This is a genomic window from Kordiimonas sp. UBA4487 (genome assembly GCF_002389025.1).
In the GTDB taxonomy this organism is placed as follows: domain Bacteria; phylum Pseudomonadota; class Alphaproteobacteria; order Sphingomonadales; family Kordiimonadaceae; genus Kordiimonas; species Kordiimonas lacus.
Genome location: NZ_DGNR01000004.1, coordinates 223106 through 240454, shown reverse-complemented (window position 1 = coordinate 240454; position 17349 = coordinate 223106). Strand labels below are relative to the sequence as shown.

Sequence of the window (17349 nt, the reverse complement as noted above, 5' to 3'; positions counted from 1 at the left end):
GGCGCTGAGCCGCGTGGCTTTTGTCTTGGTGTCAGGGGAGCTGATGATAGGCGGCTCCGGCTTTCATGCCTGTGCGGTTGGGGTGTGCGGGGTGCCGATGCGGCAAGCCCGCTGAGAGGCTTTAGAGGAGATTTTCATGGCAGCAATTGCGGCCGAAGGCGGGGCGCCTGGGCGGCGCACCATGACAACCAGCGCATGGACATACGGGCGATGGGTGTCGCGCCCGGCGCAAAATCGAAGCGAACGAACATTCTTCCGGTTCCTGGATGCAGCCGAGGGGCTTTTGTCCCGGCGCAACTGGCACGAGGTTTCGGTTCAGGAAATCGTCCGCCGGGCAGATGCGTCTGTTGGGTCCTTCTATAATCGCTTTGTTGATAAAACGGCGCTCCTGCGCTGCCTGGACAGCCGGCTGGGCCAGGAATGCGAGCAGACGGTTTCCGCGCTTGTTGGGGAGCTTGAAGCCTGCCCAGCCTTGATTGACGAGGCGCCGGGCATGATGGTGAGCCTGTTTATGCGCCTGTGCACCGAACGGAGCGGGGTGATCCGCGCGCTTGATATGGCGCAGAAGATGTCAGAGCCCGGCGATTTTTCCGGCCTGGGCCCCAGTTTTGATGCGGCGGCCGACAGGATCGGCGAGCTTCTGGCGGCAGAACATACGGTGCTCAAGGCCCATTCGGGCGCCGATGTCGCGCAGGCCTTGCGCGAGAGTTTCTGGCTGACGCGGGAGATGCTTCTCTATCATCCGCCGGCCAAACCGGCAGACGCGCTGCACCGGTCGCTGCTGCGGCACTTTTACGCCAGTCTGCAGGATTAGCCTTGTGGCAGGGCCGGAAGTGCAACGTATGAAGGTATTTGAGCGGGTTTAGCGCGAAATTCGCTTCAGCATTTATTTACCCGGCCAAGCCCATAATGAGGCATGAGCTTTAACGCGCTGAACCGATGTGAGGATGCAGTTGGCAGTGCGCGCCTTTTGGTGTGCGCTGCTTTCGCGTTGCTGTTGGCCAGCATTTTTGCTGGCGTGCCGCCCGCTCGCGCGCTGGATGATGAGGCGCGCGAGGAAAGCGGATGCATTCGGTTGGCGAGCTACAGTGACCTGCCGATGTTCCAGGCTGTGAATGGCCCGATCCGCAAGCTGTACAAGGAAGCCGGATTATGCGTAGAGCTGCGCTATGTACCCGTGCAGCGGGCGCACGGCATGCAGTTGCAGGGCCGGGTGCATGGCCAGGTTGGTCGGTCGGATGCCTGGCTGAAGGACTATGGCGGTGATGTGGTGACACTGTCTGCCCCCATAATGCGGCTGGACGCCATGGTGGCCTATGATGGCAAGCATGGTGGGCGCAGCATGCCCGCAACCTTTGAAGGCAGAGTTGTTGCCCATCGGCCGGCCATCGCCTGGTGTAGTGCCTGGGTCAAGGCGAGTGGGGCTGTCTCTCTGGCATTGCAGGATTTCAAGGATTCCGGCGCGCTTCTGGATAGTGGCCGTGCCGAATTCGTCTTGTTTGTTTCCTTTAAGCAGCAGCCGCTGCCCGCCCTGAATGCTGGTGCCTACCAGTTCGCAAAGGTTGATGATGTTGTGATCTATCACGTTCTGGCCAAGGACAAGGCATACCTGGTGCCCCGGCTGGATGCCGCGCTGGAACGGCTTGGCGGCGCTGATTTTTTCCATCAGTCAGTGATGTTGAGCATGAAGGCGGGAGAGTAACGAGTATGTCGTCTTTTGAGAATGACCTCAGCCGAATCCAGAATATGGGGCCCCGGGCAGACCATTTCTATGTGGTGACAGTGGAGGATGGGTTGGCCATCCGGGAGGACATGGCGGCGCTGGTTGACCTGATGGCCGCCAAGCGCGGTGACAGGCCCTTTAACAGTCGCTCTGATGTGTCGCCGTCGAGCTTGAGCAAATATCTGCCGCGCATTACCATCCTGGAACCCGTCAAGGACGATGCTGGCAATGTGGTGGATGCCCGTTACCGCCTGATGGGGACCGAGATCAGCTCGCTTTATGGGGAAGCGACCGGCAAACTGATCAGTGAGTATCATGGCGAGCAGGTTCAGCGGCGGGTGTGCCGCATTGCCAACCATTGTATCGAAAGCCGGAAGCCGGCCCTGGGGCTGTCAAAGGCGCTGTCGGACGGACGGGAATATGTTGATGTCAGCGTGCTCTATTTCCCACTGTCGAAAGACGGTGAAACGGTTGATCAATTCTTCATATATTCCGCGGTGGAGCGGGCCCGTGTTGGGCGCTTCTGATGCGACTTGGCTCCCCAGAATAGTTATTCCGAATCTGTCAAAAGCCTCAAATCTGTAATGCCGGGCATTAAACGTGCGAATTTGCGGCGTTAACCATATTGGTGCTCTTCTTATGGATGCATAATGAAATCGGCGCCTGCAGTTGCGATTTTCTCGCACCGTAAAAAGCTAAAATTATAGGTAAATTGTCTCTTTTGACATTGCTTTTGAGGCCTCCCTTTGAATAGCCTTTTTGCGGGAAAGGGCGACATGGCATGGCAGACCGGGGGGAACGGGACGCCGAGAGAGGTGCCATGAAGCAGAGACCTGGCATAATAATCAGGCTTTGGGTGAGAGTGTGTTGCGTAAATTTTTTGTGGTGGGGTCGGGTATTGTCTCGATAGTGTTGCTGTTGTTGGCGGCGACCGGTATTCAGGCAGCTGACAGGCAATTTCCAGATTTGGAAACTTCGAAAGCAACCGTGTATGGCACTGTCTGGGGGCAGACGCTGGCGCAGGACGGCACGGGCTTTTATAATGACATCTTCAATGATCTGGCGGCGCTGCCTGAAAAGGCGGTTGACTATAAGCTGATGCCATACAGGCGGGCGCGGGCGCAGTTCCTGGCGGATAAATCTGCCTGTCTGTATCCTTCGGCGCGCGCGGTTCTGCTGTCCGGTGGCCATGATGTCGGCCTGGATCTGATTGAAACAGACGCTGTTTTCATGGCGCAGGAACATCTGTTTGCAGCCGCGGGTGTCACGCCGCCCAAATCGCTTGCGGATCTCGATGGCAAGACCGTGGCGGTGCCCACGGGGTCTGTCATGCTCAAGCTTCTGGCGGGTACGGGCGCGCAGCTGATCTCGGTCAACGATGAAACAGCCAAGGCGCAGATGTTGATTACCGGGCGGGTGGATATGATGTCGGGCATGCTGCCGAATGAGCATCTGATCTTTCAGTCCCTGGATACCCGCATGGCATCCTATGACAGGAACTTTCTCTTGATTGACGCTGGTGTCGGCGTTGTGTGCCACAACACCGCTGCCAACCAGGCCTTCATCCGACAGGTGAACGACCGCATTACCGAATTGCAGGCAAGCGCGGCCTTCCAAGACCGTCTGGCTGCTGCCGGCGTTGCGGAAACACCCTATGCTGGTGCCGCTGACCTGAATGACATTGTACCTGCCGCGGGATCGAAGCTTCGGTTCGTACACCCGGGCAGACGGGTACCCTTCAGCAATATTCGCTGATATAGTCGATTGTTCGTTGCACCGTGGGGGTTGTGCGAAGGGGCTGATTGCCGATGATGCGCGCTGCCGCATTGAGTTTGGGATTGTTGGGGCTGGCGTGCGCGCCATTGTCTTTCGCGCATGCTGACGGCGGCGCAGTTGCACCCGCGCCCGCTGAAACCTCCGGCGACATATATGGTACCGGTTGGGGCATGACTCTGGCGCTCGACGGTACCGGCTTCTATAATGACGTGCTGAACACTGTGCTGCATGGTATGGAGGCCCCAAAGGCCTATAAGCCATTGCCCTACAAGCGCGCCAAGGTTGACTTCAAAAGCAATGTCGGCAGCTGCCTTTATCCCAGTGACATCGGCCATATGGTAAAGGGCAGGGAAATTGAGGACCCTGAAGCCTATATCCAGGCCCAGCCGCTTATATGGGTGGAAAGCCACATTTTCAGCCGGTTTGATGAGCCGCCTCTGCCGTCGCTTGAGGCGCTGGAGGGCCGCAAGGTCGCCTATCCGAACGGTTCCGCGCTACCAACGGTCCTTGAAGGGTATGGTGCCAAATTCCTGCCCACCACAACGGAAACCGCCAAGGCGCGGATGCTGATTGCCGGGCGGGTGGATCATATGTCTGGTTCCCTGCCGGATAATGTCTTTGTCTTCAAAACCCTGGGGCGCCCGCTGCCGCCCTATAACCCGGACCTGGCGCTGATCCGGGTTGGTGTTTCCCTGGTTTGCCATGACACCCCGGAGAACCGGGAATTTGTCGAAGGCTTCAATGCAGCCCTGGCAAATCTTGTGGCGTCCGGCGACATGGCTGAGGTGTTCGGTGCAGCGGGTGTTGACCTGCGCTTCATGCCGAAGTCGTGATTTGGATGCCCAGATTTCGCCTTCTTGTGATAATAGTGTGAGGCTGCTAGCGGTAGGGACAACCATAGTATTGAGTGCCAGGGCTGATTTCTTTTCAGGCACCTTCCGCCATAGCTGAATTCTTTCTGCATACACGGAGAATGTGAAATGGCGACGATCAAAAAACTTGCGACAGCTTGTATTCTGGGACTGACGGCACTTTCAGTGGCCGCGCCGGCCTCTTATGCCTTCGATCATCACGGCGATGAAAAGAAGCATGAAAAGATGAAAGACAAGCACAAGGGCAAGCACGGAAAAATGATGGATGACGAGGCCATGGGCCCCGAAGCTGCCGAAATGAAGAAGCGCCACCATGAAGAATGGCAGGCCATGATGACCCGGCACAAGGAATCCATGAAGGGCATGAAAGACATGTCCAAGGACGAAAAGAAAGAGATGAAAGAAGCCCATAAGGCTGAAAAGAAAGAGATGAAAGAGCGCCACAAAGCCGAATGGAAGGCGCTGAAGGAATCCATGGGTAAAGGCGACGACGACGATAGCTAAGCCATTATCCGATTGCGAATTAAAGCGCCCTGCGGTCTGAATGGATCGCGGGGCGTTTTCTGTTTATCGCAAGCTGGGTGCAGCTTGTCGCAGCGCAGATGACGACGGGGGCGGTGCGCGCTATCCAGAATGCACAAGCACCCGAGAAATGACAGCTTTCGAAATCGAGACGGTGTTCTGAGTTGAAGGGTTGAGTTCAAGAATAACAACACGGCCCGAGTGACGACCCCGAGTGACCGCCCAGACTGACCACGCAAAGTGGTTTCCTGACTGAGCGAAAAGATTAGAAAACCTGCTTCCTCCCTGATCATGGCGCCAATTTGGCGCCATGATTTATTTAGGGCTGGTATTGTTTCCGGAAGGAAACGGAAGGCTGTGATACCGCAGGGGCTCACAGCCTTCCTGAGTACCAAGCTCGTTGATGGGGGTAACCAGCTTGGCACATGCATCATTTATACCGCGCACAGGCTTGTTTGCATCTTCTTTTCGACAGGATCACTCAATAGTGACACGCGCGTGGGTTGCGGCTTTGCTTCATTGTGATGAGGAGGCGGCCGGAACGCAGGGCTTGGATGGGTGTTCTGCGTTCCGGCCATCGGTCAGTGCCCGAGGCAGTATCGAAGGGCTGGTTGGCCTGCTGCATCCAAGGGGTGGGAGGATCATTGCAGCAGGCTGTGGTCCTAGCGCCTTCGGGCGCGGCTAAGGGGGGAAGCCGCTGCCTGACCGGCAAGTGTCTGATGCTATAACGAGCGGGGGGTCTCTTTTGGGAACCAGGCAGATAACTTTTTTATAAGCCATTGTTAAATAGTCTTTTTTGCGTCGGCATCTCCGCACGCCACGCCCGGGGGCAGCGCGGACAGGCGGGGAGATGCCTAGCAAGAAGCCCCGGGACGGCTTGAACGCGCGACCCTTTTGGGGACCAACTGCCGATAAGCGCAGTGGGCGATACCATTGCCGGACAGGCCGGGCCGGTAACCGCGGGGGGCGCCCATAGGGGGGAGGAGGCTTGGGCATCCATCCCGGGGATTTGTGATGGCACTTGCTTCCGGCCCACGGTGGCCTTGGGGAAGATGCCTGTTCACGCGTCCCACCGCATTCATCGGTGTTGGTGAGATAAAATTACGAATAACGTAATTAATTGTCAATCATATAATTACGAAAAATGAAAGTTAGTGAGATAGAGTGGCAAATGCCCGCCTGCAGTGTAAAATGCGCCCATGAGGGAAATGGGATGGATATGACACGCAGCCTTGTTGCCGCTTTGCTACTTTTTGTCAGTGCGCCACAGGTGTCGGCCGCGGATGACATCACCATCTATTGGCCATCGCCCTATTTCAATCGCCCCGATGACAGTACGCGCTTGGCTGTCAAACTCATTCGCCAGCGCTTTGATGCGCTATCGGTGGGCTATTATCTTGAGCCTTTACCGGTTCGCCGGGCGGTTACCCAGTATCGGTCAGACCCGACGGGGTGTTCGGTGGGTGTTACGGGCCGGGCCCAGGAAGGCGAAGTCGCGTCAGCGCCGATGATGCTGTTCAAATTCTGGTACTATGTGCTGCAGGGCAGCCCGCTGACCGCCCCGGGTGATGTGCAGTCGGCAGTGACCATAAGTGGCGCCGAACTGTTTAGTTCCTTCCAGGATGACGACCGGGTGAATTGGACGCTTGCACCCAATTATGATTCAGTCGTCGGCATGTTGCGCTCAAAACGGGTCGAGGCGGCCACGCTTCTGGAAGCAACCTTGCCGGATATTGAAGGCGCGGAAGCCTTTCGCAAGCTGGAAGGCTCGCCTGCGTTCGCCATTCACATGTCGATGGTGTGCAAGGACACACCGCGAAACCGGGATTTCATCGAAAAAATCGACAAGAACTGGGGTGAGCCGGTGGCTTTCTAGGCCGGCTGCGGCTTGGCTGCACGCCGCTGGTGCACCCACATTACCGAAGCCACCACATCAGTGATGCGCAGGACTTCCTGATCTGTGCCTGCGCCGTCCGGCATCAGGTCGCTCAGCAGGCTGAAGCGCCAGCTTTTGAAATCCGGGTTGGGGGTGTCGGGCAGGGGGACCAGCCAGTCTTCCCCGCTTTCGGTTCTGGTAAACTGCCGAAGCACCAGTCTGCCGTCGTCCAGATCCACCAGCAGCAGGGCACCCGGCGCGACCGGCGCATAATGATGCTTGGGGTCTGCCGCAATCACCAGGCTGCCGGGCGGGATTTCCCGCGCCATGGAGGCGTCCCCCATGACATAGCAATAAAGCCCGTCGCTGGCGCCCGCATCAGGCGGCAGGGGTACGGAGGTAAAGCTGATGTCTTCGGGCAGGGGCGCAAGCGTGCCGCTTCCCGTCAGACTGCCCAGAAGTGGAAGGCGGCCATCTTCGCCGGCGCTGACAAATGTCTGTTCCCCGGTCTTCAGGCTTTCCAGCAGTGACGGCGCATTCATGCCTAAAAGCTGGCTCAGCGGTAGAATCTCATGGGCCTGCACGCCGCGTGCGCCTTTGAGAATATCGGTCACCCGCGGTGCCGGAATCCCCAGGGCTTCCGCTGCGTCCTTCAGCTTATACCCTCTGTCTTTGAGGGTGGCTCGTATCCAGTCTTGTTTTGGCATGTCAAGGGCAATATTACGAATTATGTAAAAAATGTCACGCAGTTTTTACGATCTTGGCTTGAATAAAATTACGAATAACGTAATTATTGGCTTATGAATGAGTCTGGATACAGGAATAGAGGGGCGTCTCTCCGTCGTGGGCAGGATGGGCGACCTCGCGAAATTAAGGAATTGACCCCGCACCGTTCTGCGCAGGGCCGCTGGCTTGCCGGTGGTCCCTTTCCGCCGCACGGATTTGTGGTGCGCGAAGCGCTTGTTGCACTGGGCATTCTGATGTGCCCTTTCGTGGTTACGCTGTGGGGAGGCTTCGGTGGCTGAATTTCCCGCCCTTCCCATCTTCACGGACGCCTATCTGGCCGACACCCGCCACCTGACAGCAGAGGAACACGGTGTGTATCTGTTGTTGTTGATGTGCGCCTGGCGGACACGCGGCTGTGCCCTGAAGGATGATGACCGTTTCCTCGCCCGCAGTGTGGGGGTAACGCTGCCGCGTTGGCGACGGCTGAGGCCCGTGATTGCCGATTTCTTCACCGTCAAAGACGGTCTGTGGCGCCAGAAAAAGCTGACGGACGTCTATAAGGGCGTCGAAACCCGGGTGGCCAGGAACCGCGCCAATGGGGCAAAGGGTGGCAGGGCGAAGGCGGCGCGCACATCTGGCGATCGCCAAGCGGTCGCTACCCCCAGGAAGCTGGCAACCAAAACCAGAATCCAGACTCCAGAACCAAAAGCAGAAGATGCTGATCTATGTCTGCAGGATATTGCCGCTGCTGCCGGGCTTGATGTTGTGGGATTGGACCCAAGCGAGCCTTTGAAATGGCAGGCAGCGGGCGCTGACCTCAGCCGCGATATCTTGCCCGCCGTTGAGCGCCTGCGCCGCCGTGAGGTGGCTCGCTCAGGTCGGGTGCCAGCTTCGCTTGCCTACTATAGCCCTGCCATCATTGAGGCGCGCGACAAGCGGTTGGGGGCGCATACGGCAGGGCAGGCACACAGAGAGGCCTTTCCACCCGCCCCGCCTAAGCGGCGGTTTGACCCAACCTCGGTCGCGGACTGGCGCTTGTTCCTGGGCGACCCGTCCAGCCGGTTTCGGGGCGACTATTTGGCGCGGCACTGGCGCATCGGCGCCGACCACCCGCAGTTCCTGCCGCGCAGCCTGGACCCTGACCCCACGGTGAAGCCAAACAAATCCATCCCGGATGAAATCGTTGCTGAATACGGCCCGCTTTGGGGCTGGGTTTTGCCGTCAGGCAAGGCCAACAAGAAATCATCATGACGACAGGAGGACCCATGAACCTGCAATCCCGAGCGCACCCAATCAAGCGTGCCATGACCCAGCGATCCCTGCGTTCCACCGCACTGGAAATATTTGAGGAAGCCAGCTGCGCCTGCGCCGGTGGTGGCCGGATGGTGGCACCCACGCGGGAAGATATCGCGCCCCGGCTTGAAATGCGCTTTGTCTCCGCCTGCTGGACGCTCCGCCGCCTGCCGGACCGGGAGGCCGGGTACCTGCGTATGCGGGGTGCGCTGTGGCCCGAAACCGCGGCAGAGCCCGGCACCTATGCCCGCGACAGCCTCACCAGCTTTCAGGCCCGGCGGCAGGTGCGTATCTCAGCGCTGGAAATTGACCAGATGCAACCGACACTGGACCTGTTGCTGCTGCTTCCGGAAATCGAAGACAGGCAGCTTCTGTTCTGGGCAGCCTGGCACCAGGACGGTGAGTGCAGCACTCGCATCCCCTGGGCCAAGGTGCGCCGCAGTCTGGATGTGTCCTGGTCCCGCTGGACGCTTAAGCGCCGGTATGATGGCGCACTATTGTGGCTGGCGGGGTTGGTTGAAATGCAGGGCAGGCCGCGTCAGTAGAGAACACAGGCGGGGCGCAAAATAAATAGGCCGTAGCGTCAAATGAAACAGCTGTGTATAGTGGCGCCTGGGGAACGATATTGGGTCGAGAACATTTTTTAATTGGTAGATACTATGTGGAAAATTTTGATTTTCTCGGCCTTGTTTTTTAGTTCATTTAGCGCCGCTTTCGCCCTTCAGGGCGCCGAGGGCACTTCTGTTGTGCCTGTCCTGAAGGACCTGAAGCTCCAACGCAGTGCCTTCCCCGCAACCCTTTCCGGGGATTGTGCCTATATTGACGATAAATTCACCATGACATGCAGCTTCTTCGTCAGCCGTGTGGCGGCGCAGAAAAGTGACAAGCGTGTCAATGACATGCTGCTCCGCATGTATAAGGACCGCAGCATGGAGGAGTGGCAGGACCATCCCATATGCGCGGCGCCTGAGGTGAAAGACATTGAACGCCACATCCGGGTTCTGAAGTTCCAGAAGAAAATCGGCAAAACCGAAGAACAGATGATTCGGCGGCAGGCGAAGCCAGCCATTACCTTTTGCGCCGATCCCACGCTGGACAACTATAAGATCTATCTGGATACACTGGCGAATGAGGTCAGCTGCAACGTGACGACATCGATTGAGCGGGTTACCATGCGATACGACGCAGACCGGCAGGTGTGGAACGGTATTTTTGAACCTGACAGCAAGCAGAAGCCGCTCACGGAATATATCGTCAAGCTCGACTCTGTCACCGGCCAGGTTGGTCAGCGGCTGATTTTCATGGTGGACCAGGTGCTGCGCCCGCGTGGTGGTGGCAAGCCCCAGAAACTCAGCTACCGGGCAAAGCGGTCGGATGAAAAATACTATTGCGGCTATGTCGACTGGTAAAATCCGTTAAAGCGCAGAAATCTGCCCATCTTCACCAGTTTTTAACCATGTAGGCGAACAGTTAGGGGATGGAAACCTATTCATCCCTTAATGCTGCCGGCAAATTTGAAGCATTGTTGGCCTATTGGCTTCGCCTCAAGGAAGAGGAAGGCGGGGTGCCCAGGCGTTCAAATCTGAACCCGGTGGCAATCCGTGACCTGCTGCCCTTTGTCTTCCTTATGGAGCGCCGGGCGCCGGATGATCTGCTGGTGCGCCTGTCGGGGACTGCACTCGACGCCATTTCCCCCATGCCGATGACCGGCGCCAACTATCTGGATCTGTGTCCCGATGAAACGCGGGACATGGTTGCCGACATGGTGACGACTGTGCTGACGACCCCCTGTGGCCACCGTTTCAAGCGCGAGGCCACCTTCCAGAACGGTAAATCTCATGAGATCACCACATTGTCGCTGCCGATGACGTCAGAGCAGGGTGAATGTCGCTATATTGTTGGCGTGTCCGCCAGCAAGACAGACCTGATGCCGACCAATATCCAACCGGGCAAGTATGTTGCAGTCAAAGTCTTGCAAAGTGAGTTTGTGGACCTGGGGTACGGACTGCCCGACGCGGCAAAATAGCAGCGCCACGCCACTATATGGCGCCAAGGCTCCATACAAATGTGCTGCCGATCAAAGCAAAAAATGTAATCACGCCAACCAACACCAGCAAGCCATGTGTTGGCCGTGCGTTTGTGCACGACTGTTTCATTGCGTTCTCCCAAGCCCAACTGGGCGCACAATACAAAAAAAAATGCCATATGAAAAGCCTTTGGAATCATGGCGGGGTAACGGGATTGATGGAAAATTTCGATGGCAGAATAAGTGGTTGTATCATGTGCTTCGAAAGGTGGATTGCGCCAGCCGATAAACAAATTCAGAAAAAGCTAGGATTTTAGCAAAAAAACACTTGCGCCGACCCTGCCTGCTATTGCAGGGTAGGGATAGCCATAGTGACCGAATGTAGCTGGCCTCCAGGATCCTGAACCTGGGGCCAGCTTTTTCTTTTCAGGGCCTACCATTTTCCTTCTGCTTTTTCTTTTCAGGGCCTCTGTTTCCTTCTGCTTTTTCTTTTCAGGGCCACTGTTTCTGCTCCGCCCTGTTCTGGACCTCTGCGCCAGCACCAGCTTATTCCGGCCCGTTGTTCTCACGCCAGTTTCCTTCCGCCCTCTTTGTTTCTGCTTCGGCGTTTTCAGGCGCTGCGTCGCCGCCCGGCCTCATGTGCCTCCCGTACCTCCCGTGCCTCCCGTTCTGCGCCCTCGGTTTCTCTCCCTCAGGCTATCCTGTTTCAAACCACCAGAAGCATTCCGGCGCAGCCCGGAGGCAGCCTGGCGCACAGGGGCTGGTCAACCGGCAGGCTGCCGGGTATGGTTGGCCCATGGGCTTCAACCACGGCCCCAACAGACGCCGGAAAATCCCGTGCATAGGCACAGGCGGCGCACCAGGCAAACACGACACACAGGCACATATGACGAGTTTCCAGACATCCGACATTCATTTCACGCGCCACGCCAATGGGGCCGACGTCCCGGCGTCCAGGCAGGTTGCGGCTTTTGTCGAGCTTTGGCGCCAACTGGCGAATGAGCAAACCGCAGACGCGCACGCCCCGGCCCGCGTGCCGGCCAAACAGGCCTTCACCATGCAGCGCCTCAAGCCCTTCCTGCCGAACTACTTCCTGGCGGAATGGACCGGCGACGACCTCCGGAACCGGCTGGTGGGATCGGCGCTTGATGAACAGATGGGCCGCCGGCTGACGGGCGAGAGCTTCCTGGCGTCCTACAAAGGCGACCAGCGCGATTATTTCATGGCCTTCTGGCGCCAGCTGGTGGAGACGCCGTGCGGCGTGATCACCCGGCGCACGATCCACCTGGACGGCGAAACCACGCTCCGGCTGAACGGCGCGTCGCTGCCGCTTGCCGATGCGTCGGGCACCGTACGGTTCCTGTGCGGTGTGGGCGACATCGCGCGCGAATTTAGCCACGAACGCGCCCCACAAAACGGCCGCCATGTCTTTATCGACCACATCCAGTATCTGGACTTGGGCTTCGGCCTGCCCTCCAGCGTGCCGGACCCGGCCGTCTTCAACGCAGCAACAGACCGCGCCCTCGCCGCCGCATCCTCCTATTAGCGGCTACCGTTATTTCCCCAAATATTTCCCCCGTATATTTGGGTGGGATTGGTTATCAGTTACCTGTACGCAGATACACGGCCATTCCTGAACCGAAGGAAGAGACGAGAGTTCCTCGGGCATTCCCATGCCAAGCATTCTCGCTTCAGCTCTTTTCCCAATCCCGCCCATCGACACAACGCGCCTGGCGATATGGTAGGCTGCTTGCAACATGTTTGCGGCGTTCATCCAAACAGTGTGGAAAAAATTGTCACCTTTTCCAGATTGGCTGCGTCCAATGCATCACAGGCGTTCCAAAAGGAATTACCAGGAGACCCACCATGACCTATTCAATAGCGGCGCCGGATCACTCACTGGCAGACCTGTCAGACGCCGACCTGGTATCACGGGCCCGTCAGGGAGACGGCGCCGTGTTTGAACTCATTGTGCGTCGCCACAATCAGGCGCTGTTTCGCGCAGCCAGAGCAGTGTTGGATGACGAAAGGCTTGCACAAGAGGTTCTTCAGGAAGCTTACCTGAGTGCCTTTACCCATCTTCAATCCTTTCAGGGGCGCGCCAGTCTCAGGACGTGGCTGACACGGATTGTCGTCAATCAGGCCATCAGCCTTAAGCGGCGCGAGCGCCCAATGGTTTCGTTAGGCGATGAGAAGGTTATTCGAATGCAAGGCGAAAAAGCACCAGGGGATGAAATGGCATTTCTCATGGTTGACCACGCCACCCCTGAAACAGAGGCCCAACGGCACGAACTGAGAAAGCTTTTGGAATCTGCCATTCAGCGCCTGCCGTCGAAGTATCGCTGTGTCTTTGTGCTCCGGGACGTGCAGGGCCTGTCGGGCGCTGAAACCAGCTTCTGTCTGGAAATCAGTGAAGTGCTCGTAAGAAAACGTCTGTCGCGCGCTCGCGAGATGCTTCGTGTGGATCTGGCCCAAAGAATGCTTGTTCAGGCATCCGAAGCTTTCGAGTTCGCAGGCAAACGTTGCGATTCCGTAACCGCCTATGTTGTGAGCCAACTAGCGCGCCTGGGGTTGGTCGTCCCGAACTGACCACAGGCAAATAAATTCGAATTTATAGATAGTATGAGAGGAATATACCCATGAAAATCAAGTCATTGATGTTAACGGCCTGTGTGGCCACGCTGATGGCAGGCCCCATGCAGGCGACCGCCGTTGGCAAGCAATCTGCATCGGTCAATATGTTCGGCGGTGCTGCCTATGTTGGTGAGCCGGCTCTGGCTGTTACGGCGGCGTTGGTTGAAGCTGGCGGAGGAGTAGAGGATTTCAGCTTTGCTAACGCTCTTGTCACCATGCTGGGTGAGGAAACAGTCAATGCCGAAATCACCAAGCTGACTGAACAGTATGGCACACAGGAAGTGCACACCTTTATCAGCGGTATGGATATGGCGATTATCTATAGCCTCAAGCGGGCGGATGAACGAGGCATCACCTTGCCTGAGCCTGCAGCGCTTTCGGGCTTGGAGCTTGCAAAAGTGCTGGTTCAGGCTGGCCTGACGCCGGATGGAACATTCTGGAGCGGCTATATGTTTGACAAGGCTGTTTCCCATCCAATCCACAATCGTGTCATGGTGGACATCAACGAGAAAGCTGGCTTTGCCGCAGACAAGACCACGCACAAAATTTTGAATCAGGCCATGTATGATGTTGCGCAAGCACTGGGAATGAAGGACGTAAAGTTAGCCAAGCTGCACTAGCGGCCATAATCACCGCCCGATGAGTTGATATCTGCTGTTGCAGAATTTGTCCCGGCATCAGGTATGCCGGGAGCAAATTTCCCAGGCCACTCATGGAAACGCCCCCCCCCTTCTCAAGGTTTCTGTGGGTGGTGCAACGGGTCCAGCCAGAATTTATCGCCTGAGCCAAGGAAATTTCCGTGCAATTCGATCCCAATATACAAAGCATTAAGGTTGAAGCTGAGCCGAGCGCGTCAGAGCGTATCCGTCGCCGACTTGTGGAGGCAGGACATCGATTTTACGCTAACGACAATATCGCTGACTTTATTCACGAAAACGAACTGGATGAGCTTCGCGACGAACTTGAACTGCAATTAAGGAATGTACTTCGTGCCTTGGTGGTTGATGTCGAGAACGACCACAATACGATCGATACAGCTAAGCGAGTTGCCAAAATGTTTTTGGATGAGATATTTCGAGGTCGCTATGAAGCGCCACCGTCTCTGACGGCATTTCCCAATGTCTCCCATCTTGACGAATTGATAGTGGTGGGACCTGTTACTGTGCGCAGCGCTTGTTCTCATCATCTGTGTCCGATAATGGGGCGGCTGTGGGTTGGGGTCATGCCGAAACTGTCCTCGGATCTGATCGGCTTGTCCAAATACGTAAGGCTTGCAGAATGGATCATGAACCGGCCGCAAATTCAGGAAGAAGCGGTTACAATGCTGGCCAATGAATTGGAAACATGCATTCGGCCTGACGGTTTGGCAATTGTCATGGAGGCCACACACTTCTGCATGCATTGGCGTGGCGTGAAGGACGATGGCGCATTAATGCGCAATTCTGTCATGCGAGGCGCCTTCCTGGACGATGCGGCGCTAAGACTGGAGTTTCTGAATCTGATTACTACGTAAAAGTTTTGACTTGGAATTCCCCAGTCCTCGTTTTGCACTTTCCCCTCTCGCCTGCCTCCCCCGTTAAGGGGCACTTAAAGTTTCTCCGTTAGGCTTTTATCCAGGCCCTTTTGGGCTGCGGGCGAGGCACGGAGTTGCGGTTTGATCAAAGCATATTGGTTCATATGTCTGGCAGTGGCAGGCGCGCTTCAGCTGGCGCCCACACGGGCACAGGACACCCCGGTTCCGCTGCCCACCGACCCTTCCGTGCTGCGGCCCGAAGGCGCGGCGGCCAAGCCCACCGTCATGTGGTATGGCGGCGATTATCCGCCCACCTTCATCGCGCGCGGCGAGATGAAAGGCCAAGGCTACGGCGACCGCATCCTGGACGATATCATCCGCCACACCCCCGCTTACCGCCATGTGTTTGTGCGTTCCACCTTCAACCGGGGCCTTTCAGCCCTGAAGGACCGCGACAATGCATGCATCTTCGGGGTATTAAAGACGCCGGAGCGCGAGGCCTTCATCCATTATTCCGAACCGCTGTCGTCGACGCTGCCGAACCGGGTGGTGGTGCGCCGCGACCGGGCCGCCATCATGAAGCCGTTCCTGAATGAAGCGGGCGAAGTGGTGCTTGAAAAGCTGCTTGCAAGCCCCGACCTGATGGTCGGCCTGGTGACAGACCGTTTCTACAGCCCGCAGATCAACGCCAGGCTGAAGACCCACAAAAGCCGCCTGCCCCATGTGGAAATGCCAGAGCCGCGCTATGGCAGGCTGCTGGCGCGGGGGCGCATAGACTATACCTTCGGTTTTCCTTATGAAGCCGCCTTCAAATTCCGCGAGCTGGGCGACCCGAACGGTTTCATCACCTTCCCCCTGGCGGGTGAGGTGCGGCTTATGGATTCCCACATCGGTTGCGCGGACAAGCCACTTGGCCGACAGATCATTGCCGACATCAACCGCGCGGCATCTGAGGCAGGCGCCCCGGAAACCTTCCGCCGCTACTTCGAACAATGGCTGGATGTGGCGGCCCGCGCTGACTATCGCAGGGCCCTGCGCGAGCGAGACGCCCGGCCTGGCGATCAGAACTGAACATTTGTTGAAAACGCCTATTGCGCGAAAATCCGTATTCCGATACCCGTTAAGGTTAGATTAACCCGGCATGGCTAGGGTGCATCCTGCTCGAGACGGAACTTATTGACGGATTTTTTAATGCGCTTCATCCAAATGGCTGTTGTGGCGATTGCGATAGCTTCACTCTTTTACATCCAACCGGCTATGGCCGGGCCCGGCAGGGACGGCGAAAAGCCAACCATTTACTGGCATTTTGACCATAACCCACCGGTGTTTATCCGCCGTGGGCCGGACACGGGCGCCGGCGTGGGTGACCGCATCCTGAAGTATATCGAAAACCGCCTGCCTGATTACCATCACGTGGAAGTGGAAGCGGTTCTGAACCGGTCGATCCAGGAAATGGTGTCGCGCGGCGATGTCTGCATCGCGGGCGTGTTCAAAACCGCAGAGCGCCAAAACCTCATGGCCTTCACAGACCCGCTGTTTCGCCTGCTGCCGAACCGGCTGATTGTATTGCGCGAGCATGAGCAAACAGTGCACAGCTTTATGGACGAGGGCGGCGCGGTTGACCTGCCCACCTTCGTGCGCGAAAGCGGCCTGATGCTGGGTGTCACCAAAGACCGCGCCTACAGCCCCGCCATCAATGGCTTGGTTGACGATGTGTCGGACGAGATCGCCATGGTGCGCGTGCCGCACCCGGGCTTTGCCAAACTGATGGCGCGCGGCCGGTTCGATTACACGTTCGGGTTTCCGTTTGAAGCGGCCTATCAGTTCGCGAAACTGGGGCAGGGTGACGGCTATCTGTCGTTCCCGATCAAGGGCGAAGCGAAGGTGATGGAAGGCCATTTCGGCTGTTCGGACACACCGTTCGGCCATGAAGTCGTGGCCCGCGTCAACGCCATCGCCCGCGACAAACAAACCACCCAGGTGTTTGACCAGATTTTCAGCCCCTGGCTGGACCTGCGCACCAACCACAATCAGGAACAGGCGGCCAGCAGCGGCGAGTAGGGCGCGGGCAGCATCAAGGGACACGGTGTGTAATGGCAACCAATCCTGCAAAAGCTTACAATAGAATGGTGAACGGGATTTTCTGGTCCTGTGGGATTGGAGCTTTCGTTTTATATGCAGTGACAGGCCAGCCACTGCTTTCCAGTTTGGTGTTGCTTCTCAACATCCCTGCAGTGTGGTGGATAAGCCGAAATCGTGGCTGCCCAAATTGTGGCGCATCTTTTGGCTACAGGAAACTGTTTGGTCGTCATTTGCCCTGGTATTTCCAAGCGATCGCCGACAAAAAATGCCATCGCTGCGGCGTCGTATTTGAGGAGCTGCCATAGC

The 17349-nt window shown here is 57.2% G+C and carries 19 protein-coding genes; 18 read left to right on the top strand and 1 reads right to left on the bottom strand.

All coding sequences use genetic code 11. From position 1 onward, the window contains the following. Positions 1 to 136 precede the first annotated feature (136 nt). The 7 genes from B3Z17_RS04825 (at position 137) to B3Z17_RS04795 (ending at position 6769) form a co-directional block, all read left to right on the top strand. Positions 137 to 814 carry a TetR/AcrR family transcriptional regulator gene (locus tag B3Z17_RS04825; RefSeq protein WP_286828787.1) on the top strand — a complete coding sequence of 226 codons (678 nt, stop codon included), beginning with the start codon at positions 137 to 139 and terminating at the stop codon, positions 812 to 814. Positions 815 to 916: 102 nt separating this feature from the next. Beyond that, the gene (locus tag B3Z17_RS04820; protein WP_286828786.1) at positions 917 to 1702 is read left to right on the top strand and encodes a hypothetical protein; all 786 of its coding nucleotides are present in this window, start codon (positions 917 to 919) and stop codon (positions 1700 to 1702) included. A 5-nt stretch (positions 1703 to 1707) separates the two neighbouring features. Then, positions 1708 to 2250 carry a PAS domain-containing protein gene (locus tag B3Z17_RS04815; RefSeq protein WP_286828785.1) on the top strand — a complete coding sequence of 181 codons (543 nt, stop codon included), beginning with the start codon at positions 1708 to 1710 and terminating at the stop codon, positions 2248 to 2250. 337 nt (positions 2251 to 2587) lie between these two features. After that, positions 2588 to 3478, top strand: coding sequence for a substrate-binding periplasmic protein (locus B3Z17_RS04810; protein ID WP_286828784.1), 891 nt, complete (start codon positions 2588 to 2590; stop codon positions 3476 to 3478). A 53-nt stretch (positions 3479 to 3531) separates the two neighbouring features. Beyond that, a complete protein-coding gene (locus B3Z17_RS04805; RefSeq protein WP_286828783.1) occupies positions 3532 to 4332 on the top strand; it encodes a hypothetical protein in 801 nt (266 codons plus the stop codon). A gap of 147 nt (positions 4333 to 4479) precedes the next feature. Next, on the top strand, positions 4480 to 4875 hold the full coding sequence (locus B3Z17_RS04800; RefSeq protein ID WP_286828782.1) for a hypothetical protein: 396 nt from the start codon (positions 4480 to 4482) through the stop codon (positions 4873 to 4875). Between the two features lie 1231 nt (positions 4876 to 6106). Next, a complete protein-coding gene (locus B3Z17_RS04795; protein WP_286828781.1) occupies positions 6107 to 6769 on the top strand; it encodes a hypothetical protein in 663 nt (220 codons plus the stop codon). On the opposite strand, the gene B3Z17_RS04790 is transcribed toward B3Z17_RS04795, so the two are convergent. Further along, on the bottom strand, positions 6766 to 7476 hold the full coding sequence (locus tag B3Z17_RS04790; RefSeq protein WP_286828780.1) for a hypothetical protein: 711 nt from the start codon (positions 7474 to 7476) through the stop codon (positions 6766 to 6768). The two genes, B3Z17_RS04795 and B3Z17_RS04790, sit on opposite strands and share 4 nt — an antisense overlap. Before the next feature lie 310 nt (positions 7477 to 7786). Here B3Z17_RS04790 and B3Z17_RS04785 point away from each other — a divergent pair, with 310 nt between their 5' ends. The 11 genes from B3Z17_RS04785 to B3Z17_RS04735 all read left to right on the top strand — a co-directional run bounded on the left by B3Z17_RS04785 (position 7787) and on the right by B3Z17_RS04735 (position 17348). Then, the gene (locus B3Z17_RS04785; RefSeq protein ID WP_286828779.1) at positions 7787 to 8746 is read left to right on the top strand and encodes a YdaU family protein; all 960 of its coding nucleotides are present in this window, start codon (positions 7787 to 7789) and stop codon (positions 8744 to 8746) included. Between the two features lie 14 nt (positions 8747 to 8760). After that, positions 8761 to 9333: a hypothetical protein gene (locus tag B3Z17_RS04780; RefSeq protein ID WP_286828778.1), complete on the top strand. Its 573-nt coding sequence runs from the start codon at positions 8761 to 8763 to the stop codon at positions 9331 to 9333. 201 nt (positions 9334 to 9534) lie between these two features. Continuing rightward, positions 9535 to 10197, top strand: coding sequence for a hypothetical protein (locus B3Z17_RS04775; protein WP_286828777.1), 663 nt, complete (start codon positions 9535 to 9537; stop codon positions 10195 to 10197). A gap of 68 nt (positions 10198 to 10265) precedes the next feature. Beyond that, positions 10266 to 10814 (top strand): PAS domain-containing protein, encoded by a 549-nt coding sequence (locus tag B3Z17_RS04770; RefSeq protein ID WP_286828776.1) that lies wholly within the window; start codon positions 10266 to 10268, stop codon positions 10812 to 10814. A gap of 886 nt (positions 10815 to 11700) precedes the next feature. After that, positions 11701 to 12360: a PAS domain-containing protein gene (locus tag B3Z17_RS04765; RefSeq protein WP_286828775.1), complete on the top strand. Its 660-nt coding sequence runs from the start codon at positions 11701 to 11703 to the stop codon at positions 12358 to 12360. A 320-nt stretch (positions 12361 to 12680) separates the two neighbouring features. After that, positions 12681 to 13403 (top strand): RNA polymerase sigma factor, encoded by a 723-nt coding sequence (locus B3Z17_RS04760; protein WP_286828774.1) that lies wholly within the window; start codon positions 12681 to 12683, stop codon positions 13401 to 13403. Between the two features lie 50 nt (positions 13404 to 13453). Further along, positions 13454 to 14068, top strand: a complete 615-nt coding sequence (locus tag B3Z17_RS04755; RefSeq protein WP_286828773.1) for a hypothetical protein — start codon at positions 13454 to 13456, stop codon at positions 14066 to 14068. Positions 14069 to 14247: 179 nt separating this feature from the next. Further along, on the top strand, positions 14248 to 14961 hold the full coding sequence (gene folE / locus B3Z17_RS04750) for a GTP cyclohydrolase I (protein WP_286828772.1): 714 nt from the start codon (positions 14248 to 14250) through the stop codon (positions 14959 to 14961). 141 nt (positions 14962 to 15102) lie between these two features. Next, positions 15103 to 16032 (top strand): TIGR02285 family protein, encoded by a 930-nt coding sequence (locus tag B3Z17_RS04745; protein WP_286828771.1) that lies wholly within the window; start codon positions 15103 to 15105, stop codon positions 16030 to 16032. A 120-nt stretch (positions 16033 to 16152) separates the two neighbouring features. Further along, complete coding sequence (locus B3Z17_RS04740; protein ID WP_286828770.1) at positions 16153 to 17022, top strand: TIGR02285 family protein; 870 nt, start codon at positions 16153 to 16155, stop codon at positions 17020 to 17022. Between the two features lie 32 nt (positions 17023 to 17054). Next, positions 17055 to 17348 (top strand): hypothetical protein, encoded by a 294-nt coding sequence (locus B3Z17_RS04735; protein ID WP_286828769.1) that lies wholly within the window; start codon positions 17055 to 17057, stop codon positions 17346 to 17348. Position 17349: the final 1 nt, after the last annotated feature.